25 protein-coding genes are annotated in these 23,538 nt (G+C 67.5%); 14 read left to right on the forward strand and 11 right to left on the reverse strand.

What is annotated here, in order from left to right:
• Positions 1-105: 105 nt before the first annotated feature.
• Positions 106-549, forward strand: a complete 444-nt coding sequence (locus tag NMI01S_RS33380; RefSeq protein WP_063002740.1) for a TIGR03618 family F420-dependent PPOX class oxidoreductase — start codon at positions 106-108, stop codon at positions 547-549.
• On the opposite strand, the gene NMI01S_RS33385 is transcribed toward NMI01S_RS33380, so the two are convergent.
• The gene (locus NMI01S_RS33385; RefSeq protein WP_063002741.1) at positions 531-1,172 is read right to left on the reverse strand and encodes a TetR/AcrR family transcriptional regulator; all 642 of its coding nucleotides are present in this window, start codon (positions 1,170-1,172) and stop codon (positions 531-533) included. The genes NMI01S_RS33380 and NMI01S_RS33385 overlap by 19 nt on opposite strands.
• 124 nt (positions 1,173-1,296) lie before the next feature.
• Between NMI01S_RS33385 and NMI01S_RS33390 the strand changes: the two genes are divergently transcribed.
• Together NMI01S_RS33390 and NMI01S_RS33395 are read left to right on the forward strand one after the other, a co-directional pair.
• Positions 1,297-1,953, forward strand: a complete 657-nt coding sequence (locus tag NMI01S_RS33390; RefSeq protein ID WP_063002742.1) for a CatB-related O-acetyltransferase — start codon at positions 1,297-1,299, stop codon at positions 1,951-1,953.
• Positions 1,954-2,065: 112 nt separating this feature from the next.
• A complete protein-coding gene (locus tag NMI01S_RS33395; RefSeq protein ID WP_036506165.1) occupies positions 2,066-2,506 on the forward strand; it encodes a DUF4254 domain-containing protein in 441 nt (146 codons plus the stop codon).
• 208 nt (positions 2,507-2,714) lie between these two features.
• Here NMI01S_RS33395 and NMI01S_RS33400 read toward each other — a convergent pair whose 3' ends face one another.
• Positions 2,715-4,283: an ATP-dependent DNA ligase gene (locus tag NMI01S_RS33400; RefSeq protein ID WP_063002743.1), complete on the reverse strand. Its 1,569-nt coding sequence runs from the start codon at positions 4,281-4,283 to the stop codon at positions 2,715-2,717.
• Between the two features lie 93 nt (positions 4,284-4,376).
• Here NMI01S_RS33400 and ramB point away from each other — a divergent pair, with 93 nt between their 5' ends.
• The 3 genes from ramB to NMI01S_RS33415 all read left to right on the forward strand — a co-directional run bounded on the left by ramB (position 4,377) and on the right by NMI01S_RS33415 (position 7,286).
• A complete protein-coding gene (gene ramB, locus NMI01S_RS33405; RefSeq protein ID WP_063002744.1) occupies positions 4,377-5,786 on the forward strand; it encodes an acetate metabolism transcriptional regulator RamB in 1,410 nt (469 codons plus the stop codon).
• A 129-nt stretch (positions 5,787-5,915) separates the two neighbouring features.
• Positions 5,916-6,617 carry an alpha/beta fold hydrolase gene (locus tag NMI01S_RS33410; RefSeq protein ID WP_063002745.1) on the forward strand — a complete coding sequence of 234 codons (702 nt, stop codon included), beginning with the start codon at positions 5,916-5,918 and terminating at the stop codon, positions 6,615-6,617.
• 129 nt (positions 6,618-6,746) lie between these two features.
• The gene (locus tag NMI01S_RS33415; protein WP_063002746.1) at positions 6,747-7,286 is read left to right on the forward strand and encodes a carboxymuconolactone decarboxylase family protein; all 540 of its coding nucleotides are present in this window, start codon (positions 6,747-6,749) and stop codon (positions 7,284-7,286) included.
• A 19-nt stretch (positions 7,287-7,305) separates the two neighbouring features.
• Here the strand turns inward: NMI01S_RS33415 and NMI01S_RS33420 are convergent, their stop codons facing one another.
• On the reverse strand, positions 7,306-8,118 hold the full coding sequence (locus NMI01S_RS33420) for a TetR/AcrR family transcriptional regulator C-terminal domain-containing protein (RefSeq protein WP_063002747.1): 813 nt from the start codon (positions 8,116-8,118) through the stop codon (positions 7,306-7,308).
• 165 nt (positions 8,119-8,283) lie between these two features.
• Here NMI01S_RS33420 and NMI01S_RS33425 point away from each other — a divergent pair, with 165 nt between their 5' ends.
• A complete protein-coding gene (locus NMI01S_RS33425; protein WP_063002748.1) occupies positions 8,284-8,700 on the forward strand; it encodes a VOC family protein in 417 nt (138 codons plus the stop codon).
• Between the two features lie 197 nt (positions 8,701-8,897).
• On the opposite strand, the gene NMI01S_RS33430 is transcribed toward NMI01S_RS33425, so the two are convergent.
• A complete protein-coding gene (locus tag NMI01S_RS33430; protein WP_063002749.1) occupies positions 8,898-9,752 on the reverse strand; it encodes an SDR family oxidoreductase in 855 nt (284 codons plus the stop codon).
• Positions 9,753-9,869: 117 nt separating this feature from the next.
• On the opposite strand from NMI01S_RS33430, the gene NMI01S_RS33435 reads away from it, so the two are divergent.
• Complete coding sequence (locus NMI01S_RS33435) at positions 9,870-10,268, forward strand: winged helix-turn-helix transcriptional regulator (protein ID WP_063002760.1); 399 nt, start codon at positions 9,870-9,872, stop codon at positions 10,266-10,268.
• Positions 10,269-10,328: 60 nt separating this feature from the next.
• On the opposite strand, the gene lpdA is transcribed toward NMI01S_RS33435, so the two are convergent.
• Together lpdA and NMI01S_RS33445 are read right to left on the reverse strand one after the other, a co-directional pair.
• Positions 10,329-11,732 (reverse strand): dihydrolipoyl dehydrogenase, encoded by a 1,404-nt coding sequence (lpdA, locus tag NMI01S_RS33440; RefSeq protein ID WP_063002750.1) that lies wholly within the window; start codon positions 11,730-11,732, stop codon positions 10,329-10,331.
• A gap of 78 nt (positions 11,733-11,810) precedes the next feature.
• A complete protein-coding gene (locus NMI01S_RS33445; protein ID WP_063002751.1) occupies positions 11,811-12,836 on the reverse strand; it encodes a dipeptidase in 1,026 nt (341 codons plus the stop codon).
• A 130-nt stretch (positions 12,837-12,966) separates the two neighbouring features.
• Here NMI01S_RS33445 and NMI01S_RS33450 point away from each other — a divergent pair, with 130 nt between their 5' ends.
• Both NMI01S_RS33450 and NMI01S_RS33455 read left to right on the forward strand, forming a co-directional pair.
• The gene (locus tag NMI01S_RS33450) at positions 12,967-15,051 is read left to right on the forward strand and encodes a prolyl oligopeptidase family serine peptidase (protein WP_063002752.1); all 2,085 of its coding nucleotides are present in this window, start codon (positions 12,967-12,969) and stop codon (positions 15,049-15,051) included.
• Between the two features lie 214 nt (positions 15,052-15,265).
• A complete protein-coding gene (locus tag NMI01S_RS33455; protein ID WP_063002753.1) occupies positions 15,266-15,694 on the forward strand; it encodes an SHOCT domain-containing protein in 429 nt (142 codons plus the stop codon).
• Positions 15,695-15,700: 6 nt separating this feature from the next.
• Here NMI01S_RS33455 and NMI01S_RS33460 read toward each other — a convergent pair whose 3' ends face one another.
• On the reverse strand, positions 15,701-17,269 hold the full coding sequence (locus tag NMI01S_RS33460; protein ID WP_245717141.1) for an MFS transporter: 1,569 nt from the start codon (positions 17,267-17,269) through the stop codon (positions 15,701-15,703).
• Here NMI01S_RS33460 and NMI01S_RS36205 point away from each other — a divergent pair.
• Positions 17,247-17,429 carry a hypothetical protein gene (locus NMI01S_RS36205; RefSeq protein WP_245717142.1) on the forward strand — a complete coding sequence of 61 codons (183 nt, stop codon included), beginning with the start codon at positions 17,247-17,249 and terminating at the stop codon, positions 17,427-17,429. The genes NMI01S_RS33460 and NMI01S_RS36205 overlap by 23 nt on opposite strands.
• 33 nt (positions 17,430-17,462) lie before the next feature.
• Here the strand turns inward: NMI01S_RS36205 and NMI01S_RS33465 are convergent, their stop codons facing one another.
• The 4 genes from NMI01S_RS33465 to NMI01S_RS33480 all read right to left on the reverse strand — a co-directional run bounded on the left by NMI01S_RS33465 (position 17,463) and on the right by NMI01S_RS33480 (position 22,173).
• The gene (locus NMI01S_RS33465) at positions 17,463-18,323 is read right to left on the reverse strand and encodes an alpha/beta hydrolase family protein (protein ID WP_063002755.1); all 861 of its coding nucleotides are present in this window, start codon (positions 18,321-18,323) and stop codon (positions 17,463-17,465) included.
• An 87-nt stretch (positions 18,324-18,410) separates the two neighbouring features.
• A complete protein-coding gene (locus NMI01S_RS33470) occupies positions 18,411-20,279 on the reverse strand; it encodes an NAD-binding protein (protein WP_063002756.1) in 1,869 nt (622 codons plus the stop codon).
• Positions 20,280-20,327: 48 nt separating this feature from the next.
• Complete coding sequence (locus NMI01S_RS33475) at positions 20,328-20,999, reverse strand: TetR/AcrR family transcriptional regulator (protein WP_306304686.1); 672 nt, start codon at positions 20,997-20,999, stop codon at positions 20,328-20,330.
• A gap of 193 nt (positions 21,000-21,192) precedes the next feature.
• Positions 21,193-22,173 carry an RNA polymerase subunit sigma-70 gene (locus tag NMI01S_RS33480; protein WP_063002761.1) on the reverse strand — a complete coding sequence of 327 codons (981 nt, stop codon included), beginning with the start codon at positions 22,171-22,173 and terminating at the stop codon, positions 21,193-21,195.
• Between the two features lie 98 nt (positions 22,174-22,271).
• On the opposite strand from NMI01S_RS33480, the gene NMI01S_RS33485 reads away from it, so the two are divergent.
• Genes NMI01S_RS33485 through NMI01S_RS33495 form a run of 3 tightly spaced genes read left to right on the forward strand, consistent with a single transcriptional unit; the run spans position 22,272 to position 23,495 of the window.
• The gene (locus NMI01S_RS33485; RefSeq protein WP_063002757.1) at positions 22,272-22,646 is read left to right on the forward strand and encodes a nuclear transport factor 2 family protein; all 375 of its coding nucleotides are present in this window, start codon (positions 22,272-22,274) and stop codon (positions 22,644-22,646) included.
• A gap of 43 nt (positions 22,647-22,689) precedes the next feature.
• Positions 22,690-23,040 (forward strand): ArsR/SmtB family transcription factor, encoded by a 351-nt coding sequence (locus NMI01S_RS33490; RefSeq protein WP_063002758.1) that lies wholly within the window; start codon positions 22,690-22,692, stop codon positions 23,038-23,040.
• Positions 23,037-23,495: an SRPBCC family protein gene (locus NMI01S_RS33495; RefSeq protein WP_063002759.1), complete on the forward strand. Its 459-nt coding sequence runs from the start codon at positions 23,037-23,039 to the stop codon at positions 23,493-23,495. Before NMI01S_RS33490 ends, NMI01S_RS33495 begins: the two co-directional genes overlap by 4 nt.
• Positions 23,496-23,538: the final 43 nt, after the last annotated feature.

Below are 23,538 nucleotides of genomic sequence, written 5' to 3' on the forward strand. Positions count from 1 at the left end.
ATCCGTGGCCGACCTCGGCTGACCTCGGCTGACGAGTGCGCCGCGCGGCCGACCGGTGCGCGGCCACCGCGGGGTGATCCCGCAGACAACCGACAAGGAGCATCCATGCCCGAACTGAAGTCCTTCACCGACCTGGTTGCGCTCGACTACGGTCTGTGCGTCGCAGTCACCCTGCGCGCCGACGGTACGCCACAGGCCACCGTGGTCAATGCCGGCGTCCTGCCGCATCCGGTGACCGGAGCGAAGACCGCTGCCTTCGTATCCCCCAGTGCCACTCGCAAACTCGCCCATCTTCGGGCGAATCCCACCATCGCCCTCACGATCCGCGCGGGCTGGCAATGGGCCACGCTCGAAGGGTCGGCCCAGCTGATCGGGCCCGACGACCCACACCCGGCCGTCGCGGACGAACGGCAACGGCAGGTGATTCGCGACGTATTCGCCGCCGCGGGTGTCACCCAGGACTGGGACACCTACGACCGGGTGATGCGAGACAAGCGCGGAACTCTGGTTTTCGTCACCCCGACCCGGATCTACTCGAATCCCACCTGATCCGAACGCGTGAACGCACCCGCTTGTGCCGCCAGTACCGCAGCGGTGGCCGCCCGTCGCGGCCCATCCGGATCGGCCGGGGTCCGCAACAACACCAGCTGGTGGTACAGCGGTGCGGTCGCCGTGACAAGGATTGCGCGCGAGTCCGTTTCGGCGGGGATCTCACCGCGGCGGATCGCCCGCTCGACGACGATGTCGCATTGCGCGTAGCGGTCCTCCCACAGCTGCCGCAGCGCCCGCGCCGCGTCCTCGGAGCGGAAGGACACCGCGATCAGCGCCGAGGCGATCGACGACTCCTCGGTGAGTGAGTCCTGGATCTCCCGGTTGAGTTCGGTGAGATCGCCTGCGAGCGAGCCGGTGTCGCGCGGCTGCCAGCCCAGATCGCTCGCGGCGGCGAAGACGTCGGCGATCAGGCCGCCGACATCGCGCCAGCGCCGATACACCGTGGTGCGGTGCACGCCCGCACGCGCCGCCACCGTATCCACGGTCAGCGCGTCGTATCCGTGCTCGGTCAATTCCGCGTGCACCGCGGCCAGCACGTGTTCGCGGATGCGAGCGGTGCGTCCACCCGGTCGTGCGGCGGGCTGCCGGGCGGCCGCGGGCTCGTTCGCTGCAGAGTTCATCGTCGTTCATCCGGTTGCTCGGCGGGATGGAGTGTGCCATCATCCTAAAGCAACATTAGTCGCATTAGTGCGACAGTCGCGATTTTCGCACCTTCCGATGAGCCACGGACAGAAGGGTTTTCGCATGCCCGACCAACTCCCCGTCACGGACCCGACCACGCTGCATCCGATGCCGGGACAGCCGCGAGTCGTCCTGCTGAAACCCCTCGTCACCTCGCCGCTGATCGAGGTCGGCGAATACTCCTACTACGACGATCCGGACGACCCCACCACGTTCGAAACCCGCAACGTCCTGTACCACTACGGTCCGGAGAAGCTGATCATCGGCAAGTTCTGCGCTCTGGCCACCGGCGTGCGGTTCATCATGAACGGCGCCAACCATCGCATGGACGGGCCCTCGACCTTTCCCTTCCCCACCATGGGTGGCGCGTGGTCCCGGCACGTCGAGCTCCTCATGGAGCTGCCCAACCGCGGCGACACGGTGGTCGGCAACGACGTCTGGATCGGCTACGGCGCGACGGTGCTGCCCGGCGTGCGCATCGGCCACGGCGCCATCGTCGGCGCCGGTTCCGTGGTGACCTCCGACGTCCCGGACTACGGCATCGTCGGCGGCAATCCGGCCCGGCTCATCCGGCATCGCTACAGCGATGCGGATATCGAGCGTCTGCTGGCCCTCGCCTGGTGGGACTGGCCACTCGCGCACATCGACGAGCACGTCCGCACGATCATGTCCGGCACCGTCGACGACCTGGAGAAAGCGGCACCGAGGCCGACGGTATAGCCCACCACGCAGACCCGGACAGCGGAACACACTGAGACCCATCGGCATTCGGCCGGCTCCGCCGCGGCGCAGCGATGCCAATCAGAAACATTGGGCGGGGAGTATTACCGTCGTGGAATCGCTCCCACCCAAACACCTTCTGCTGGAGGCCTGCCGGGGTCTGACCTATGACGGTCACCCCGTGCTGAAATGCGCGTGCCGCCTCAGCGAATTGCACGAGCAGAGACTGTCCGCCGCGCCCGGGCCGACCCTGGACATCGATCGCGATCGGGCACAACTGGTTTCCGATATCGATCGCTGGGTCGCCACCGAATTACCCCGGGCGCACGGCGGCGCACGTATGCATACCGAGACGGTCGGCACGGTGATCGACCGGCTCGCCCAGTTCTCCGCACTGGCCTATCTGACGCTGACGCACGAACCCGACCGGGTGATCCACGACGCCTGGCGGCGGCTGTCGGAATTGGCGGTGGCCTACGACCATCTGGCCGGCGAGGTGACCGCCGGCCTGTGCCGGCTGCCCGATCTCAGCGGTCATCGCGACGAGGAGTGAACCACCGGCCGAACGGCGGCGCGGGCGAGGGACCGACGCCGCCGATGGCTGGGGATGAGCGGATCAGGGCAGTCGATCCGCATCGGGGCGACCCGACACACCGATCCTGCGCCGACATCCTCGAGATACCCCCGGATGTTCCTGTGAACCGGCCGGCAAGTGCGCAGTGCGGCCGTTTCCGCAGGTCGGCGCCGTCCCGGATAGTCTCTCAGGCGGTCGGCGCGGCCTGCGGTCCGGCGGGCATCAGCGCGCGCACGGCATCGATGGTGTCGGCCTGCGCGGGCTCCTTGTCCGGCCGATAGCGCACCACCCGCGCGAACCGCAGTGCCACGCCGCCGGGATAACGCGAACTGGTCTGCACCCCGTCCAGCGCGATCTCGACGACCAACTCCGGCCACAGATAGACGGTGTGGCCGTCGCGGGCGCGTTCGTGACGCGGGAATTCCGCGGTCTGCCACTGCAGCAGGGCGTCGGTGAGTCCCTTGAAGGTCTTGCCGACCATGATCGGATCGCCTCCGTGTGGATCACGCGCACCCAGGTGCAAATTCGACAGATATCCGGTGCGGCGGCCGTATCCCCATTCGGCGCCGAGCACCACCAGGTCCAGGGTGTGCGCCGGTTTGATCTTCTGCCATGCCCGGCCGCGGCGGCCGGCCGCATACGGCGCGGACAGCGATTTGATCATGATTCCCTCGTGCCCCGCGGCCAGCGCACCGTCGAAATATTCGGCGACGGCCTCGGGCTCCGGATCGATCAGCGCCGGAATCATCTGCGCGCCAGCCACTTTCGCCAACGCGACCCTGCGCTCGCGCAGCGGGGCATCGAGCAGGTCCCGGCCGTCCAGATGCAGACAGTCGAAGAAGTAGGGATGCAGCAGCAGTTCCCTGCTCGACTTCACCGTCAGCCGCGGCTCCTCCGAGGCCGGGTCGGCGGCGAACCGGCTCATCGTCTCCTGAAACGGGCGCGGCCGGCCGGAATCGGTGAGCGCCAGTGTCTCGCCGTCGAGAACGACACTGTCACAGGGCAATTCGGAGACAAGCTGCACCAGTTCCGGGACGCCGGAAGTGATGTCACGCAGCGTCCGTGTGAACACCCAGACCCGAGAGCCCTTGCGGTGCACCTGGATCCGCGCACCGTCGAGTTTGTGCTCCACGCTCACATCGCCCGCGAACTCGCCGAGCACATCGTCGAGGGTGGCCCCCGGCGAGGCCAGCATCGGCTGGATCGGACGGCCGACCTCGAGCCGGAATTCCGACAGCGCCTCCGCACCGCCGGAGATGGCCGCGGCGGCGGTCACCGGCAGGCGCCCGGAGAGCATGTAGGCCCGGCGCACCAGTTCGGCGGGCACGTCGGCCGCCTCGGCCACCGCCTCGGCGACGATCGCGGTGAGCGCGCCCTGGCGCAGCTCCCCGGTCAGCAGGCGAATCAGGAAGGCCCGTTCGGCATCCGTCGCCCGTGCGAGCAGGGCGGTGAGCAGTTCCCGCCGCCGCGCGACCGATCCGGAGCCGGCCACCGCCGCCAATTCCGTCAGCGCCTGGTCGACCGCGGCCACGCTGAGCGTCGATTCGGGCGCGGGTTCCACCTCGATCCCCGCGACCGTCCGCCAGCCCGCGCCCAGCCTGCCCTGCGGTAGCTCACCGGAAATCCACGCGACGACCGGCATCAATTCACCCGATTCGGCCCGGCTCAGCAATTCGGCCAGACCCGCGATCTTGACCTTGCGCGACGCGGATGCCCGCACCGAATCCGACGCCGCGACCACATCCGAAAGCAGCACGGACTCGACGGTAGCCGCTCGGTGTGACATATAGCTCGAGTCCACTGCTAATTCTCCATTGGCAGCTTTGCGAAAGGTCCATAGTCTGGACATATGGCCAAGACTTACGTCGGGGCGCGACTGCGACAGCTGCGCACCGAACGAGGGCTGAGCCAGATCTCGCTCGCCAAGAAGCTGGAGATCTCGGCGAGCTACCTCAACCAGATCGAACACGACGTGCGTCCGCTCACCGTACCGGTCCTGCTCCGGATCAGTGAGGTGTTCGGCGTAGACACCAGTTTTTTCGCCTCCCAGGACGACACTCGCCTGATCGCCGAGCTGCAGGAGGTGGTGATGGACACCGAACTCGGGATCGAGGCCGACGCGCAGGAGATCGCCGATATGGTGTCGGCCCATCCCAGCCTGGCCCGGGCGCTGGTGAACATGCACCGCCGCTACCGCAACACCACCGCACAGCTGGCCGCGGCCACCGAGGACCGCTTCTCCGACGGCAGCGGGTCGGGCGCCATCTCCCGCCCGCACGAGGAGGTGCGCGACTTCTTCTATCAGCGTCAGAACTACATTCACGAACTGGACACCGCCGCAGAGGAATTGGCGACCCGCATGCGCTTGCACGGCGGTGATCTGCGGCGTGAGCTCACCCGCCGGCTCACCACCGGTTACGGCGTGCAGATCGTGGAACGGATCGACCTGGGCGACGGTGTGCTGCACCGCTACGACCCTGAGGCCCGCAAGCTCGAGATCGCCCCGCATCTGTCGGGCGGTCAGCGCGTCTTCAAACTCGCCACGGAACTGGCGTACCTGGAATGCGGTGATCTGATCGACAAATTGGTCGAAGAAGGCAATTTCGCCTCCGAGGACACCCGCACGCTCGCGAAACTCGGCCTCGCCAACTACTTCGCCGCTGCCACGGTGCTGCCCTATTCGCACTTCCACGAGGTCGCCGAGGATTTCCGCTACGACATCGAGCGGCTGTCGGCCTTCTTCGCGCAGAGCTACGAAACGATCTGCCATCGGCTCTCCACTCTGCAGCGGCCCAAACTACGCGGCGTGCCCTTCTCGTTCGTGCGCGTGGATCGGGCGGGAAATATGTCGAAACGCCAGTCCGCCACGGGATTCCACTTCTCCTCCGCGGGCGGAACCTGTCCACTGTGGAATGTGTACGAGACCTTCGCCTATCCCGGCCGGATCATGACCCAGATCGCCCAGATGCCCGACGGCCGCAAATACCTGTGGATCGCGCGCACGGTGGAGCGGCGCGCCACCCGCTACGGACAACCCAGCAAAACCTTCGCCATCGGCCTCGGCTGCGAATTGCGGCATGCCGGACGCGTGGTCTACGCCGACGGCCTGGACCTCAACGAACCCCAGGCCACGCCGATCGGCGCCGGTTGCCGCGTCTGCGAACGCGCCAACTGCCCGCAGCGCGCGTTCCCGCCGCTGGGTAAATCCCTGGACATCAGCGAACACCGCAGCTCGATCTCGCCGTACGTCCTGCGCTGACGGCAGACCGGCGTTCCGCGCGAGCGATGTCCCGATTCAGTGGAAATCCGGCCCACAGCGAGGGGCGACTCACCGGCGCGTGATCGACACTCGAGGGGCCGCGATCCGATCCTCCCGAGGAGCACGTCCATGACCACGAAGCCGACCATCGTCCTCGTCCACGGCGCTTTCGCCGATTCCTCCAGTTGGAACGGCGTCATCGCACGCCTGCGCGCGGAGGGCTACTCCGTGCTGGCCGCCGCCAACCCCTTGCGCGGCCTCGATACCGATGCCGCCTACGTGGCTTCGGTCCTCGACACCATCGAGGGTCCGATCGTTGTCGCGGGTCATTCCTACGGCGGCAGTGTCATCACCGTCGCCGCGCACGACCGGCCCGCGGTCACCGCCCTGGTCTACATCGCGGCCTTCATCCCCGCGGAGGGCGAGAATGCGCTCGAACTGACCGGCAAGTTCCCCGGTTCCACGCTCGCGCCCACCACCGTCGCCCACCCGCTCCCCGGGGCGGCGGGCACCGAACTCCACATCCGCCAGGACGAATTCCCCGCCCAATTCGCCGCCGACGTGCCGGCCGACATCGCCGCCGCCATGGCGATCACCCAGCGCCCGGTCGCGCTCGCCGCACTGGAGCAACCGGCTTCGGCAGCGGCCTGGCGCGCCGTTCCCGCCTATTCGCTGGTCACCACCGAGGACAGGAACATCCCCGTGGAGTCCCAGCGGTTCATGTCCGAACGGGCCGGCGCGCACACCGTCGAAGTCGGGGCATCGCACGCGGTTTCCGTGTCCGATCCCGGCGCCGTGGCCGATCTGATCCTGCTGGCCGCCCAGCGCTGATCCCGCCCCGGGCCGGCAGGCGGGATCTGCCGGCCCGGGCCGGTGGTGGGCCGCGGAGCTCGCCGAAAACCACCTGCACTCGGTGTCCGGCGAGCGACCGCCGGTGCGCGCTTTTTGTTAGCGTGGGGCATGGTGTCGACGGAGCCACGGATCGCACCCGGTCGCCTGCGCGAACTGGGCCCGGTGAATTGGGTTGTCTGGCAGGTGCTTTCCCGCGCGGCGGGCACCGAAGACGCCCACCTGTTCAGCACGCTCGGCCGCACCGGCGGCCTGTTCCGCGGCTGGCTGCATTTCTCCGGCCGGCTGATGCCCGGCGGAAAGCTCTCACGCTACGAGACCGAACTGGTCATCCTGCGCGTCGCGCATCTACGGAACTGCGAATACGAGACCGACCACCACATCCGTCTCGGTAAACGCGCCGGTGTCACCAAGGACATCCTGGCGCGCCTGCGCACCGGACCCGACGCCGAAGGCTGGCCGGACAAGGAGCGCGCGCTGCTCACCGCGGTCGACCAGCTGGTCACCACCCGCGACGTCGACGACGCCACCTGGTCGGCCCTGGCGCAGCACTACGACGAGAAGCGCCTCATCGAAATCGTGCTCCTGGCAAACCAATACGAAGGCCTGGCCAGCACCATCACCACGCTCCGCATCCAAACCGACCACTGAGCCGGACGGATCCGGCGGCTCATTCGAAAATCCCGGACCGTTCGATGAGAACGGCCAGACCGTCCAGAACGCGTGCCAAACCGAAGTTCCAGGCATAGTCGGCGCTGTAGGCGCTGTCGTGCGCCTGGCCGGCGGCTTCCCCGACCCGAGCGGCGAGCGGATAGCGCTGCGGGTCGAAGACCTGTTCCAGGACCGGGGCCGTGCGTTCCCACCATTCGCGATCCGACAGTCCGCTGTCGGCGGCCGCGCGATCGGTATCGATGGCGATGCGCGCAACGGAGGTGACGAAGCCGAGTAGGTAGGTCAGTGCCGCATCCATGTCGACATCACTCAGCCCGAGCCCGTCGAAGGCGCTCAGTTCGTGGTCGTATTTCGCGGCGAGCCCGGGGCCCAGCGGTGGCCGGGTGGTCGGCACGTAGGCGACCCAGGGATGCCGGGACAACAGCGCACGGTTCGCTTCGGCGATCACCGAAACCCTTCGCCGCCAATCCATTCCGGCCAGATCCGGGCGGGGCATCTGCGCGTAGACCGAATCGAGCATCAGGTCGAGCAGTTCGGCCTTGCCGGGCACGTAGGTGTAGGTGGCCATGGGCGTCAACCCCAGTTCGGCGGCGACCGCACGCATGGTGAGCGCCTCCAAACCCTCGGCATCGGCGATGGCCACCGCCGCCGCCACCACTTCGTCGACACTGCTGCGTTGTTTCGGACCGCGCCCCGAGCCGCGCCCCGGCTGCCGCCAGAGCAGTTCCAGTGTGCGCGCGGGATCGCCCGCACCGGATCGTTCCGAGCCGCGGGCCCGGCGGGCCCCCGCCCCAGCCGCATTGTCTGCCACCCGACCTCCCGATTCAGCGCCGTGTCGCCGGAGTTCGGCGCCTGCGGATCGTATCGAGCCGCTGCGGCACTCCACCGCGGGAATAATTCTCTACTTAGTAGAGTATACTTAGTAGAGAGTTTATTCCGATGCGCTCCGGAGCCGCATCGAACACCGAGGAGGACCGTGACCATCACCGCATCCGCCATCTCGCTGAACGTCGCCGATCCCGAGGTCTCGGCGAAATTCCTGAGCGAACATTTCGGCTTCGCGGTCGAGATGTCCGCCGACGGATTCGTATCGCTGGCCCGGCCCGATGCCGGATTCAACGTGATCTTCCTGCGCACCGGACTGCCGACCTTCAAACCGGCCCGCATCGCCGGCGACGCGGGCCAGGGTCTGCTGGTCGTGTTCACCGTCGACGACGTCGACACCGAATACGAGCGCGTTCGGGCCGAAGGGGTCGAGATCGTGACCCCGATCGAGACCGAGCCGTGGGGCGAGCGCTACTTCCAGGCGGTCGACCCGAACGGCATCGTGATCCAACTGGTCCAGTGGGTGGGCGACCCGAGCGCCTACGACGGGAACGTCGCCGCGTCCTGATCCCGCGATCGGTGCCCGACGTCGCGAACCGTCGCCGGGCACCGGTCGGATCAGGCCACCGACACTCGAGCGGGCCTTGCTCGCAGTTCCGGTCGCGAATCCCGGAGACCTGCACAGCGAGCCGAAACCGCGTTGCACTGCCCGCCGTATCACCCGGCGGCCCGAAGCGGGCGACCGTGACGCCCCTCTCCGTTCACTCAGCCGGCGAGAGTGCGCCCGAACACCTCGGCCGCCGGCGTCGACGCCCGGCCGATCAGCTTCTGCAGATCGCCACTGGTCACATCCAGCCAGCCCGCACGCAGTCCGGCATCGGAATCAGCCAGCACCCGGGCGAAATCGCCGGGGACCCCCGCCTTTTCCAATCCCGTCAGGTATTCGTCCTGCGGCAGATCCTGATACCGCACCGGCTTCCCCGAAGCGGTCGAGATCACCTGCGCCACATCGGTGAGCGTCAGATGCTCGTCGCCACCGAGCTCGTAGATCCGTCCCGCGTGACCGTCGGTGGTCAGCACCACCGCGGCGGCCTCGGCGTAGTCGGCGCGCGCGGCCGCGGCGACCCGCCCGTCGCCGGCCGCGCCGTACAGCACGCCCGATTCCAGGGTCGCGTCCAGACCGTTCAGATAGTTCTCCCAGTACCAGCTGTTACGCAGGAAAGTGTGCGGCACAGCCGATTTCGTGATCACCGCTTCGGTGCCGCGATGCTCCTGCGCGAGAATCATCGGATTCTCCTCGGCGCGCGGAATGCTGGTGTAGGCCAGCAGTTCCACCCCCGCGCGCTCGGCGGCGCGCACGACATTGGTGTGCTGGTCGACCCGCGCACCGAACTCGTTACCCGACACCAGCAATACCCGATCCACATCCACGAGGGCGCGATCGAGCGCTTCCGGATCGTCGTAGGCGGCCTGCCGCACCTGCACACCGCGCTCGGCCAGATCGGCGACCTTGGCCGGGTCCCTGACCACCGCGACGACGGGCCCCGCATTCCTGTTCAACAGCGCCTCGACGACGAGACGGCCCAACTGCCCACTTGCCCCGGTGACGGCGACGGTCATAACCCAACCTCCAGATCTGATGTACGGAACATCCTGCACTAACTATTAGTTAGTACCTGATATTCCCGCACCGCATGTGCGAAGGTCACTACTACAGCGATGGGTAGCATCGAGACCATGACGAGCCGGCAACTGCGATCGGCGGACGACGCCGATCCGACCCTGGAAGCCGACGTCTTCGCGCGCAACTGCCGCTCCCGGCCCGTGCTGCAGAATGTCGCGAGCCGCTGGGGCGCACTCGCCTTGGTCGCGCTGCGCGAAGGTCCCTACCGTTTCAGCGCGCTGCGCCGCCGCGTCGACGGCATCAGCGAACGCATGCTCTCGCAAACCCTGCAGGCCCTGGAACGCGACGGCATGATCCACCGCGAAGTGCAGCAGACCATCCCTCCACGCGTCGAATACACCCTCACCGACCTGGGCGCACAGATCGCCGATCAGCTGTACGGACTGATCGCGATCCTCGAGGACAACATCGACGTCATCGTGGCGGCGCAGGACACCTACCACCGCGGCTGATCGCACGAAAACGGCCCGGTACCAGGCGTATTCGCCGATACTGGGCCGTGATCGCGGAAATCAGAAGTTGATCATGTGCCCCGCGAGGCCGTGGAACGCCTCCTGCAGTGCCTCGCTCAGCGTCGGGTGGGTGTGCACGTTGCGCGCGAGTTCGTTGACGGTGAGATCCCACTTCTGGGCCAGCGTCAACTCGGGCAGCAGCTCCGACACATCGGGACCGATGAGGTGGCCGCCCAGCAACTCGCCGTACTTCGCGTCGGCGACCAGCTTCACGAAACCGGTCGGGTCACCCAGGCCGTGCGCCTTGCCGTTCGCGGTGAACGGGAAGGTCGCGACCTTCACGTCGTATCCCTCGTCGCGGGCCTGCTGTTCGGTGAGGCCGAAGCTGGCGACCTGCGGCTGGCAGAACGTCGCGCGCGGCATCATCCGGTAGTCGCCCAGCGGCAGCGTCTCCGCGCCGCCGATCGTCTCGGCCGCGACCACACCCTGCGCCTCGGCCACGTGGGCCAGCTGCAGCTTCGCGGTGACGTCGCCGATGGCGTAGATGTGCGGCACGTTGGTGCGCATGTAGTCGTCGATCGCGATGGCGCCACGCTCGGTCAGCTGCACGCCGGTGTTCTCCAGGCCGTAGCCCTTGACCCGGGGCGCGAAACCGACGGCCTGCAGCACCTTGTCGACAGTCACCGTCTCGACCGAACCGGACTTGTTGTCCTTGATCGACACGGTGACCTTGGAACCGTTGTCCTCGATGGATTGCACCGAGGCACCGGTGGTGATGGTGATGCCGAGCTTCTTGTACGCCTTGGTGATCTCCTTGGAGACGTCGGCGTCCTCGTTCGGCAGCGCGCGGTCGAGGAACTCCACGATCCGCACGTCCACGCCGTAGTTCTTGAGGACGTACCCGAACTCCATGCCGATCGCGCCCGCACCGACGATCAGGATCGACCCCGGCAGATCCCGGGTCAGGATCTGCTCCTCGTAGGTGACCACGTTCTGCGACAGTGAGGTGCCCGGCAGCAGCTTGGTCTCGGTGCCGGTGGCGATGATGACGTTGTCGAAAGTGACGGTCTCGGTGCCGCCCTTGCTCAGCTCGACCGAGAGCGTGTTCGCGTCGGTGAAGGTGCCCTTCCCGTCGAGCTCGTCGATCTTGTTCTTCTTCATCAGGAAGTGGACGCCCTTGACCCGGCCGTCCGCGACCTTACGACTTCGATCGAAGGCGGCACCGAAGTCGAAGCTCGCCTGTCCGGAGATACCGAAGGTCTTCGCTTCCTTGGTGAAGATATGGGCCAGCTCCGCGTTGCGCAGCAGTGCCTTGGACGGAATGCACCCGACGTTCAGGCACACGCCACCCCAGTATTTCTGCTCGACGATCGCTGTTCGCAGGCCGAGTTGAGCGGCGCGGATCGCGGCGACGTAACCGCCGGGACCAGCGCCGAGAACGACGACATCGTAGTGGGAAGTCACGGCAACGAGCCTAGCGCTGTTGCCGGAAGCTCACTCATCCATCCCCCGCACGGGTGAGAGGGCGGCCGCAGCGTGCGCCTACGTCCATACCTCCCGTGCGGCGCGGGCGAAATTGCCGTGGAAGATCGCCGCGCGTTCGGAATCGCTGAAACCCCGGCGGGCCAGGACTTCGTCCAGTCCGGCGATCCGGGGCCGGGCGTCCGGGTTGTCCACATCCGTCCCCAGGTGTGGCGGCAGTCCCAGCAGATCCTCCGGCGGCACCCACTGCAGTGGCCCCCACCGCGTGTAGTCCTCCGAGAAATTCTCCGGCGCGGCCGCGATCTCCGCGTTGAACTGGTCCCCGTCGAACGAGAAGTCCGAACCGATCCCGATGTGCTCGACGCCGACGAGTTCGGCCCCGTAGGCGATGTGGTCCGCCATCGCCTCGATGCGCGCGGCCCGTCCCTCGACGCGGTTGCGGCCCAGGAAGATTCCGACCCCGTTGATGCCGATCACCCCACCGGTCGCCGCGCACGCACGAGCCTGGTCGTCGCCGATATTGCGCGGATGCGGCCACAGCGCGGCGAAATTGGAGTGGCTGTAGATCATCGGCCCGCCCGCGACCTCCGAGATGTCCAGGCCCGTACGCCGCGAACAGTGCGAACCGTCGGCGAACATCCCGACCTCACCCAGCGTGCGGATGATCGTGCGACCGTAGGGTGTCAGTCCGCGATCGTCCGGATCCAGGCATCCGCCGCCGGCCGCGTTGGCGTGGTTGTAGGTCGGCAGCAGCGAACGCACGCCGAGCGAGTGGAAAAGCGCGATATTGTCCGGATCGCCGTCCAGCGGCCGCGAATCCTCGAGATCGAAGGCCAGCGCGATGCGGCCCTCGGAACCGGATGCCACCTCGATGTCGCCCACGGCATCGACGAGCCGGAAACGCCCGTCCGCCAGCGCATTCCGGCGCAGCAGATGCAGCATGGCCAGCGCATCCTCGATCGAATGCAGTGAATACCCCACATTCACCGACAGATACGACCCGGCCGGGTAGCGGGTCAGCTCGGTGATATCGGCGGAGGGGAGGATCGGCAGGCAGCAGTGCTGCTCCCAGAGCGGATGTGCCACCGCGGTCCTCCTTCCGGCCTTCCCGGGCGTCCAGCAACTGTACGGAGTCGCCGGCCGCGCGGGCGACGAGACACGGCGCGATGCACCTCTCACCCCTCGGCGGACCGGCCGGTAGGTCAGAATGTGACCCATGAGCGGCGCCGAGCAAACAACCGATCCGTACCTGTGGCTCGAGGATGTCACCGGCGAACGTGCCCTGTCCTGGGCACGGGCCCACAACGAGGTGGTGATCGAACGCTTCGCCACCTCCGATCGGTTCGACGCCCTCGACCATCGCATCCTCGCCATGCTCGACACCGACACCCGCATCCCGTACCCGACCCGGCGCGGGCACTGGCTCTACAACTTCTGGCGCGACGCCGAACATCCCCGCGGGCTCTGGCGCCGGACCACCTTCGACGAATATCGCGGCGACGATCCGGCCTGGGACGTACTCCTCGACCTTGACGCCCTGGCCGTCGCCGAGGACGAGAACTGGGTCTGGGGCGGGGCGGCGGTGTTGCGCCCGGACCAGGAACTGGCACTGATCAGCCTGTCCCGCGGCGGGGCGGACGCCAAGGTGGTGCGCGAATTCGATCTGACCACTCGGCAATTCCGCCCGGCGGCGGCGGGCGGTTTCCACCTGCCCGAGGCCAAATCGCAGGTGCGCTGGATCGACGCCGACACCGTGTACGTCGGAACGGATTTCGGTCCCGGCACACTCACCGACTCCGGGTATCCGCGTCTGGCCAAGCGCTGGCGCCGCGGAACCCCGCTGGCGGAGGCGGACACCGTCTTCGAGGGCGAGCCGGGCGATGTGATGGTCTCGGCGGGCTACGACCGCACGCCTGGATACGAACGCCACTATGTCGCCCGCGCCACCGACTTCTTCAACGAATCGGTCTATCTGCTGGACCGCGACGGCACGCTGCGGCATATCGACGTACCCACCGACGCGTCCGAATCCTGGTACAAGGATTGGCTGCTGGTGCAGTTGAAATCGCCGTGGGAGGTAGCGGGCCGCAGCTATCCCGCGGGTGCTCTGCTGGCCATCGATATCGGCGAATTCTTCGACGGCGCACGCGATTTCGAGGTCGTCTTCGAACCCGACGCACACACCTCACTGCACGGATACGGCTGGACCGAGAACCACCTGCTGCTGATCACGCTGGAAGACGTGCAGACCAAACTGTACGTGCTGACGCCCGCCTCGGCGACGACCCCGGGCTCGGGCTGGACCCGCGAACCGCTCGCCGACACCCCGCCGATGGCGACCACCAACGTCATGAATCTGGATCCGCTGGAGAGCGGTGACGAATTCATGCTCACCACAAGCGGTTTCACCACCCCGGCGACACTGCTGGCCGGTTCGGTGGGCAGTGCGGCGGTGGCGCTCAAGCGGGAACCGGCGTATTTCGACGCCGAAGGCATCGACACCGAACAGTTCTTCGCGCGCTCCGACGACGGAACCATGGTGCCGTACTTCGTGATTCGCCACCGCGACCACCGGGGCACGCCCGGTCCGACCGTCGTCTCGGGATACGGCGGCTTCGAGGTCTCCCGTACCCCCGGTTACAGCGGCGCCTCCGGGATGGGCTGGCTCGAACGCGGCGGCACCTGGGTGATGGCCAACATCCGCGGCGGCGGGGAGTACGGGCCCGAATGGCACACCCAGGTGCAGAAGGCCAACCGTTACAAGGTCTACGAGGATTTCTCCTCGGTCGCGAAAGACCTCGTCGCGCGGGACATCACGACCGCGGGACAACTCGGCGCGGTCGGCGGCAGCAACGGCGGCCTGCTGATGGGCGTGATGCTGACCCGCTATCCGGAACTGTTCGGCGCCATCGTCTGCCAGGTGCCGCTGCTGGATATGAAGCGCTACCACCTGCTGCTGGCCGGCGCGTCCTGGATCGCCGAATACGGCGACCCGGACAAGCCCGAGGAGTGGGAGTACATCAGCAGGTATTCGCCCTATCAGCGGGCGATGGCGGCCGACCCGGCGCGCCCCTACCCGCCGATCCTGCTCACCACCTCCACCCGCGACGACCGGGTCCACCCCGGCCACGCCCGGAAGATGGCGGCGCTGCTGGAATCTCAGGGCCGGACCGTCTGGTACCACGAGAACATCGAGGGCGGTCACGGTGGCGCGGCCGACAACAAGCAGATGGCCTTCCAATCCGCGCTGATCTACGAGTTCTTCACCCAGATGCTGATCGAGCGGCGCACCACCGCCTGACGCCGGGATTTCGCGGCACAGATGACCAAAGACCCCTATCGATCAGGGTCTTCGGTCTCTGGAGCGTGATTCGTCTCACTGCCATTCTCGGTTCGAGAACACCGGTTCCGGCCCTACCGGCACACGTCGAAGGCGGCCCGCCGTCGACGCCCGATTCGGCCCCTCGCCGACCACCGCGGTTCGGTAGCGGGTTCTCCCGAGAGGAGCACACATCATGGATACGTTCTGGGACTACGTCTGGTACACGATTCTGGTGTTCGCCTTCGTGGCCTACCTGATCATCCTGTTCCAGATCCTGGCCGATCTGTTCCGCGATCACACGGTGTCGGGCATCGCCAAGGCCGCGTGGGTGATCGCGCTGGTGATATTCCCGTACATCACTGCCCTGGTCTATCTGATCGCCCGGGGAAAGGGTATGGCCGTGCGCTCCCAGCACGCTCATGCGGAGGCCAAGCAAGCGGCCGACGACTACATCCGGCAGGTGGCGGGCAAGTCACCGGCGGAACAGATCGCCGACGCCAAGGCCCTCTTCGACGCCGGCACGATCGATGCCGCCGAATTCGACCAGCTGAAGGCCCGCGCACTCGGTCACAACGGCGCCACCCCCGGCGCTGCCGACCGCGGCAATATGGCGGCGCGGTAGCGGCGGCTACCCGGCTCCGGTCCGTTCGTCGGCCACGGTGCCGGCGTCCGGATCGGAGCCGATCGCCCGCCGCGGTAGCCGGCCGGTGAAGAACAACGCGACCACGGCCAGCATCGCCGTCACCGCGAAGGCCACCTGCAATGCGAGCAGGCGGGCGTCGGAGTTGACCGCGACCACCGCGTCGGCGGTCGACGTGTCGACCCCCGCCGCGTCGAGCGACTGTCGCAGCTGGGTATTGGACAGGAACGGCACACCGTCGGCCAGTTCGGTGCCGGCCCGCTGCGCGACCGAGGGCGGGACCGCGGGGTTGTTCTCGATCCCGCCGATCACCGACGAGGTCAGCGTGGCGATCAGAATGGAGCCGATCAACGCGGTGCCGAGCGAGGCGCCGAGATTCGTCGCGGTGTTCTGCAATCCGCCGACCTCGGCGCTCTGCGAATCCGGCACCGCCGATACCGTTATCGCGCCCAGCTGCGAGGAAAGGGCCCCCAAGCCCAGGCCCATCAGCAACATCGGCACCGACACCACCGCGGCATTCGCTCCGGGATCCATGCCGCCGGCCAGCAACAAGATTCCGATGATCATCGAACCCAGACCCAGGCGCACCACCCGCCGTGGATTGGCGTGCGGCGCAACTTTGGGAATTCCCGCGGCGGCGGCGACCAGTGCGATCGACAGCGGAAGGATGCGCACTCCGGTCTCGAGCGCACTCAGTTCCAGCACCACCGACAGGAACAGCGGTACCGAGAAGAACACCCCGGCCTGAACCGCGAACTGCGCGAAGAACATCGCCAACCCGCCCCCGAGCCGGCGATTGCCGAACAACCGGGGATCGACCAGCGGCTCCCCACCGGACCGCACCAGCCGCTGCTGCCACCGCAGGAATGCGTACAGCACCAGCAGGCCCGCCAGGATCAACCAGATCACCGGCGACAGACCCGCGATCTCGGTACCGCCGGGACGCGGGCGGATCCAACCCCATTCGCTGGACCGCAGCACGCCGAAGACGACGGCCCCCAGCCCGACGACGGACAGCACCGAACCCAGGAGATCCAGATGCACCCGCTGCGCCGGCACGTCCGCCACCCGGCGCAGCACCAGCAGAATCGCCGCCACGACCACGACCTCGCCGAAGAACACGTACCGCCAGGACGCGAAGGTCGTCACCGCTCCGCCCAGGAGCGGACCCACCGCCACGGCCATCGCCCCGGCCGCGGCGACGAGTCCGTATGCGGCGGCGCGGCGTTCGCGGCCGAAGTTCGCCGCCACCAGCGACACGATCGCCGGCATGATCAGCGCCGCTCCGACGCCCTCCAGCAGCGACCAGCCCAGCAGCAACACCCCCAGATTCGGCGCCAACCCGGTGACCAGCGAGCCCGCGCCGTAGATGATCAATCCCACGCCGAATGCCCGCCGCCGCCCGAGAATCGTCCCGACCTTGCCGCCGGTGACCATCAGCGATGCCATCACCAGCGTGTACAGCGTGATGGCGGTTTGGATTCCGGTGATCGTCGTGCCGACGTCGTGGGCGACCGTCGCCATCGAGACGTTCATGACCGAACTGTCGAGGGTCATCAAGAATTGGCCGGAGCCCAGCACCGCCAAGACGAGTGTGGATCCGGAGGTGGCGCCCGCCCGCGTCGTCACTTCCGCCGCGCTCGTTGTCGAGCCGACGCGAGACGACGGCCTGAGCATCGATATCGGCGGACGGCCCACCTGCGCATTCGTCCATTGAAGCACTCACGGGAGCGGAATCGGCCGCGTTCGGCTACAGGTCGCGCACCCACTTCTCGATGCGGTCCACGGTCGCGCCCGGATCGATGATCCAGCCGTTGTGCCCCAACGGTTTCGGCTCGTGCCAGGTGCTCACGCGCGCCTTGGGAAGTTTCTCCAGCAGATGTGCGGCCGCACTGCGGGGGGTGAGATCGTCGCCGCTCATGGTGATCGAGAGGACCGGCAGGGTGAGCCGCGCGATGCGCTCGTCGTAGTCGATATCGGCGCCCACCGGTACGAACCGGCCGGTGCGAGCCAGCCGCGCCCAATCGGAGATCAGCACCTTGGACTGCCGGCCGAAACCCCCGGCGGTGATTCGATCCCCCGGCCAGAAGCCGGCAAGGTTCGCGGTCAGCGAGATGGCGGCCGGTCCGACGAGCATCGCGGAGCGGGCGATCCCGCCGTAACCCCGGTAGTAGGGAGTGCCGGAGGCGATGAGGATCAGCCCGCCCAGCCGGCCGCGGATCCGCGCGGCGTACATGACCCCGAGCTGGCCGCCCATACTGTGTCCGAGCAGCATCGGCGTGCTGTCCGGGAAACGGGTGCGAACGGCCTGGAAGATCGCCGGAAAATCGACCGAGACCAGCTCGTGGTAGCCGTAGGTACTCGAGGAGCTCGGCTTGGGCCGGCTGTCACCGTTACCCCGCAACTCCCCGATCGCCGCGTCGAATCCGCGCCGCGCCAGTTCGCGCGCGAAATCCCCGTAGTACTCGCCCGGCACCCCCAATCCCGGAATGATCACGATGACCGGCCGCGGGGCATCCGCGGTGATGGCATGCCGGTGCGGGCCGCTCGCGGCGACGAACCGCACCGGCACCGTCGACCCGTCCGGCATCTGGATCGGAATCGTCTCCATACGCGCACGCTACCGCGACGCGTGCCCAGGTAGGGCCAGGCAGGGGCGGGCGAGGCCCGAAACTCCCGCCGCATCGGTTCACGACGTTCAGGAGCCCACCGCGTCCGGCTCGGCCGACCCGTCCGCACATCGTTGTCCGGTCTCCCGGTCTGCCGGTTCTGCGGCTTGCCCGACGGCACTGTCCTGGACCTTCGTGCCGGCGGTCGGCTTCTCCGCCCCACCGCCGGCGGCCACAGGTTCCGTCGCACCGGCGACCAACTCCTCGGCCGCGTCGGCGACCAGCCCTTCGGCCGCAGCGATGGCCTCCTGTGCGGTTTCGTCCGCCGTGGGCGCGCAACTGCGCTCCAGCAGTTCGTCGAGTCCCCGCCGGGTCGCCACCACCACGAGCTGATTGCCCGCGGCGAGCACCGTCTGCGGCGCGGGCTGCCATTCCGGCGCGTCCCCGACCGCCGGCTGCACCGCGATCACCCGGGTGTGCTCCGCCGATCCGAGGTCGGCGATCCGCAACCCGATCAGCGCCGATCCGGGCTCCACCGGCACCTCCGCGACCAGCAGGGTGGCCTGGTTGATCGTCAGGGTCGCGATCACTCGCCGCTCCACCACGGCCGCGGCGAAGCCGTGCGCGGCCAATTGGAAGACGCTGCGCACCACCGCTTTCCCGAGACTGCGCTGTACCCGGTCGGCCAGGTCGTCGTCGGAGACGCGCAGCACCACCCGCAGGTCGTCACGATAGGACTGCCCGAGCATCGCGGCCTCCAGATTCACCGCATCACTGGAGGTCAGTAGGACCAGCGCCCGCGCCCTCGGCACACCCACCGCGCGCAGGGTGTCCTCCCACGTGGCCTGACCGATCACGACGGGCACTCCCAGGCTGCGCGCCAGCGCGATACCGCGCGCGTTCTCGTCGTAGTCCAGCCCGACCACCGGCACGCCGAGGTCGCGCAGCTGTTCCACCACGCGCATTCCGACGTTGCCCAAACCCGCGACCACCACGTGGTTTTCCATCCGCGACGGATCGATCGAATATTCCGACAGCTGCGCCCGCAACACGCCGCCCACCACGAGCGCGGTGACCACCGGCGTCATCGCCAGCCCGGTGAAGACCACCCCCAGTTGCAGGATCTTGAACAGCGGCTCGCGGGCCGGCTCCGGCTGCGCCGCACCCGCCGAATCCAGCAGCGTTTCGTATACCGCTGTGCCCCAGCTGTTTCCGATCAGCACCATGATGACGCACACGGCCGCGATGACGATCAGCATCACCAGCAGCAGCCGGATCAGATCGTGGCGGACCAGATAGCGCAGCTGGTTCAGCCAGCGGCGCCGCGCCCCGGGCGAATACGGCACCCGCCCGGCCAGCGCGAGCACCCGGTCCGCCGGTGCGTGCGGCGAGCGCAACGCGATTGCGCCCGGTCCGCCGACCAGCCCGGCCACCACCCGATCCGGCGGCGCATCACCGGCCGCGGCAACGTACAGGGTGCGTTCCCCCAGGCGCAGATAGTCCTGCGCCTTCTCGCCGAGGGCAGCGGCGATGAACGACGGGGCGGCCATCTCCGAAATCGACAGCACCACACAGTCGGAGAACAACCGGCGGATGCGAAACCCCAAGCCGGTGTTGAACATTCGGATCACCAACCGGATCCGCGGATTGAGTTCGTGGGCGCGCAGCGCGGCGTGGAAGTTCTCCACATCCGCCTGATCCACCAGGGCCAGCGCTCGGGCCCGCTCCACCCCGGCCGCCCGCAGGACGGTCTCGTCCAGGCGCTCGGCACACAGGATCCGGACCCGCGCCAGCTTCTCCAGCTGTGGAACGTAGCTGCCGTTGCGGTTCGGCAGTACCGCGGTCACGGTGGCATCGGCGAACCGGGTGGTCAGCTGCAGGGCCAGCTGGTGGACGAGCGGGTTGTCTCCGCAGACGACGAATGTCGGGGACTGCCCGCCCCCCGGCGAAACATGCACCTTTCGATGCTAAAGCGAATCCCGTTCGGCGGCACTATGCTTCGCCGATCAGGCGCTGACCGCACCCATGATGACCCGGCGCAGCACCCTGATCACCTCGTCGAGGGGCCGGCGCGGCTCCGACCCGCTCCACTCGTCGACCACGTAGTTCACCGCGCCGATGATGGCGAGCATGCGGGTTTCGTAGTCGCCGCTGGGGATCTCGCCCTGCAGCGCCGCATCCTCGGCGGCTCCGGCCAGCAGCGCACCCCAGGCGCGACGCAGCTCCAGCCGGAACTTCTCCACCTTCGGCCCGGCACCGACCACTTCGACCAGTGCGACGCGGGCCTTGCGCGGATCGCGCCCGATGGACTCGATATAGGCGCGCACCCCGGCGTCGATGATCTCGATGGCGCTCGCATCGGCATGCGCGTCCAACGCCGCGACGACCGCGTCCCGGGATTCCCGGTCGATCTGTTCGTAGAGTTCCAGCAGCAACGATTCGCGACCGGTGAACTCCTCGTAGAACTGCCGCGAGGAAAGTCCGGCGTCTTTGCAAATGGCTCCGACCGAGCTATTGGCATACCCGTCTCTGGCGAACACTGTCAGACCAGATTCCAGAAAACGCGCACGTCGCTGCCGCTGCCGGTCTTCTACGGGCTGTCCGGCGTACATCCTACCCGCGTTCGTTTCCTGTGACATTGCGCCAGACAATACCGAAGGGCCCGATTCCCTCGTCATGGATCGGGCCCTTCGCTTACACCTCCGACTGACCGCGCGTTAGCCGGAAGTTGTCTATATGGTCGGAGCGCCGGTGCAACGACTGCGCTCTTCCTGTCGCGGATGGTTTGCCGAAACGGAGGATAGTCGATAACACCTAGACAACGGAAGAGTTTGAAGGAATTTTCTAGGTTTTATTTCGACAACGATTCCATCAGGAAATAGTCCTGTCCCATGGCGGCAGCGCGAGCGGAAGGCCGAAGCGCGGGAAGTTCTCGGCGGGCGGGAAATGAGCGAGCGCGGAAATACCGTCCGGGCCGTACGTCGTCACCAGAAGTCCGGTCGCCCGAAACGATCCGTCCGCCCGGCGGGAATAGCAGCCGAATGCGGGGTGCGCGTTCGCCCGCACCGATTGCAGCCGAATCTCCGCACGATCCCGAAATGCCGGAATACCGCGAAGGAATTCGCCGATCGCCGCCCGGCCGTGATACTCGTGCGGCCACGGCGGCATGGTCAGCCACGCCTCGTCGGTGAGCAGCTCGACCACGGCGCCCACATCGGCAGCCTCGAAGGCCCGCGCGAAACGCTCGCTGAGCCCTCGCTCCGTGGGCGATCCCGGCTCCGGCTCCGGACGCCCGCCCCCGCGCCGAGACAGACGTTCACGAGCCCGCTGCAATGCCGCCTTCACGGCGACGGGAGTGAGGCCGAGCAAGTCGGCCACCTCCGCCGCACTGAACTCGAGCACGTCACGCAGGACGAGCACGGCGGCCTGGCGCGGTGGAAGTTGTTGCAGCAGGGCGATGAACGCCAGCTCGACGGAGGCGCGCGCGGTCAGCACCTGCTGCGGATCCAGCAGCGCGTCCGGACAAGGCTGCAACCAGCTCACCTCCCCGCGACGGGTCGGCTCCGGTGCGGCGAAGGGCAACGGCGCGACCGGCCGGCGCAGTGCGGCCCGGCGAAAATTGAGACACCGATTCGTCGCGATCCGATAGAGCCAGGTGCGCACCGACGACCGCTGCTGGAATTCGGCCATACCGCGCCATGCCGCGAGCAGCGTCTCCTGCAACGCGTCCTCGGCGTCGTACATCGACCCGAGCATCCGATAGCAGTGGGTGCGCAACTCGGCCCGATAGGGCTCGGTGAGCTCGCGAAAGGTCCGCTCATCCACGTCCGGCGCGATCGACGGCTCCGACATCACCCCATCGTCACATCGAGCACCGACAACCGGTCCGTTCCCCGCCCGGCCGGTGTCTATATCGGTGAACGGTTCCATCGACCGGAGAAGAGGACGACATGATCGGAAACCACAGCCCCGCGGTCCGGGTAGCCCTCGCCTATTTCGAGGCCTGGACCGGAAAGGACCTCGATCGAGCGATGACCTTTATCGCCGACGACATCGTCTGCGATGCCCCCGCCGGACGCATCGAAGGCGCGGCCGCGTATCGCGACTTCATGGAACCTTTCACTCGAATCCTCACCGGCGCGACGATGTTCGCCGCATTCGGCGACGAGACCACCGCCCTGGTCTGCTACGACACCGCGACCCTGCCGGTACCGAGCGCCCCTGCGGCGGAACTGGTTACCGTCGTCGACGGCCGAATCACGGCCAGCCGCTTCATCTTCGACCGGATGCCGTTCGAGGCCGCACGCGCGCACGACAACAGTTAAGTAATTACTTGACTATCGGGGCGAGGTGTCTACACTTAAGTAGGTGCTTAACCAAACCGAGCGGCTGGATCTGATCTTCCGGGCGCTCACCGACCCCACCCGCAGATATCTGCTCGAGCGGCTCGGCCGGGGACCGGCGGCAGTCAGCGCCCTGGCCGAGCCGCTGGAGATGAGCCTGGCGGCCGTCGTGCAGCATCTCCAGGTGTTGCAGGACGCCGGGCTGGTGCGGTCGGAGAAGGTCGGCCGCGTACGCACCTGCCATCTGGTACCCGATGCGCTGCGGCCCGCCGAGGATTGGCTGCACGCGCGGCAGACCCCGTGGGAACGCCGCCTCGACGCGCTCGGCACAGCTCTCGCCGCGCACACCACCCCCGAACCCGAGGAGTCGCCATGACGACCACGCATTCCCTGGTCCATTCCACGTTCACCCTCGAACGCGACTATCCCGTCACTCCCGCAGCGGTTTTCGGCGCATGGGCCGAACCGGAACGCAAGGCCGAATGGTTCAGCGCTCCCGGCACCGAACACGAACTCGACTTCCGTGTCGGGGGCCGCGAGATCGCCGCCGGCGTACACGACGGCAAGCGGATGACCTTCACCACCACCTACCAGGAGATCGTCCCGGCGGAACGCATCGTGTACACCTCCACGATGGGCGTGGACGACGCCGTCGTGACGGTCTCGCTCACCACCGTCGAATTCGCCGAAACCGCGGCCGGCACCCGGCTGACCCTCACCGAACACGGCGCCTATCTCGACGACCACGAAAAGTCGGAATGGCGCGAGCACGGCACCAGCGAACAGCTCGCCACCCTGGGCGAACGCCTGCGGGAAATGTCGAGCCGATGAAATGCGGAAGGCCCCCAACCATTGGTTGGGGGCCTTCGCGAAT

Source organism: Nocardia mikamii NBRC 108933, assembly GCF_001613505.1.
Lineage (GTDB): Bacteria > Actinomycetota > Actinomycetes > Mycobacteriales > Mycobacteriaceae > Nocardia > Nocardia mikamii.

Bases quoted from the DNA above. Each gene is read 5' to 3' on its own strand.
- NMI01S_RS33435 (WP_063002760.1), top strand. From the start codon at position 9,870: ATGACGAGCCGGCAACTGCGATCGGCGGACGACGCCGATCCGACCCTG.
- ramB (WP_063002744.1), top strand. From the start codon at position 4,377: ATGGCCAAGACTTACGTCGGGGCGCGACTGCGACAGCTGCGCACCGAA.
- NMI01S_RS33380 (WP_063002740.1), top strand. From the start codon at position 106: ATGCCCGAACTGAAGTCCTTCACCGACCTGGTTGCGCTCGACTACGGT.
- NMI01S_RS33450 (WP_063002752.1), top strand. From the start codon at position 12,967: ATGAGCGGCGCCGAGCAAACAACCGATCCGTACCTGTGGCTCGAGGAT.
- NMI01S_RS33415 (WP_063002746.1), top strand. From the start codon at position 6,747: ATGGTGTCGACGGAGCCACGGATCGCACCCGGTCGCCTGCGCGAACTG.
- NMI01S_RS36205 (WP_245717142.1), top strand. From the start codon at position 17,247: ATGACCGAACTGTCGAGGGTCATCAAGAATTGGCCGGAGCCCAGCACC.
- NMI01S_RS33410 (WP_063002745.1), top strand. From the start codon at position 5,916: ATGACCACGAAGCCGACCATCGTCCTCGTCCACGGCGCTTTCGCCGAT.
- NMI01S_RS33485 (WP_063002757.1), top strand. From the start codon at position 22,272: ATGATCGGAAACCACAGCCCCGCGGTCCGGGTAGCCCTCGCCTATTTC.
- NMI01S_RS33480 (WP_063002761.1), bottom strand. From the start codon at position 22,173: ATGTCGGAGCCGTCGATCGCGCCGGACGTGGATGAGCGGACCTTTCGC.
- NMI01S_RS33385 (WP_063002741.1), bottom strand. From the start codon at position 1,172: ATGAACTCTGCAGCGAACGAGCCCGCGGCCGCCCGGCAGCCCGCCGCA.
- NMI01S_RS33430 (WP_063002749.1), bottom strand. From the start codon at position 9,752: ATGACCGTCGCCGTCACCGGGGCAAGTGGGCAGTTGGGCCGTCTCGTC.
- NMI01S_RS33455 (WP_063002753.1), top strand. From the start codon at position 15,266: ATGGATACGTTCTGGGACTACGTCTGGTACACGATTCTGGTGTTCGCC.
- NMI01S_RS33390 (WP_063002742.1), top strand. From the start codon at position 1,297: ATGCCCGACCAACTCCCCGTCACGGACCCGACCACGCTGCATCCGATG.
- NMI01S_RS33460 (WP_245717141.1), bottom strand. From the start codon at position 17,269: ATGACCCTCGACAGTTCGGTCATGAACGTCTCGATGGCGACGGTCGCC.
- NMI01S_RS33475 (WP_306304686.1), bottom strand. From the start codon at position 20,999: ATGACGAGGGAATCGGGCCCTTCGGTATTGTCTGGCGCAATGTCACAG.
- NMI01S_RS33465 (WP_063002755.1), bottom strand. From the start codon at position 18,323: ATGGAGACGATTCCGATCCAGATGCCGGACGGGTCGACGGTGCCGGTG.
- NMI01S_RS33495 (WP_063002759.1), top strand. From the start codon at position 23,037: ATGACGACCACGCATTCCCTGGTCCATTCCACGTTCACCCTCGAACGC.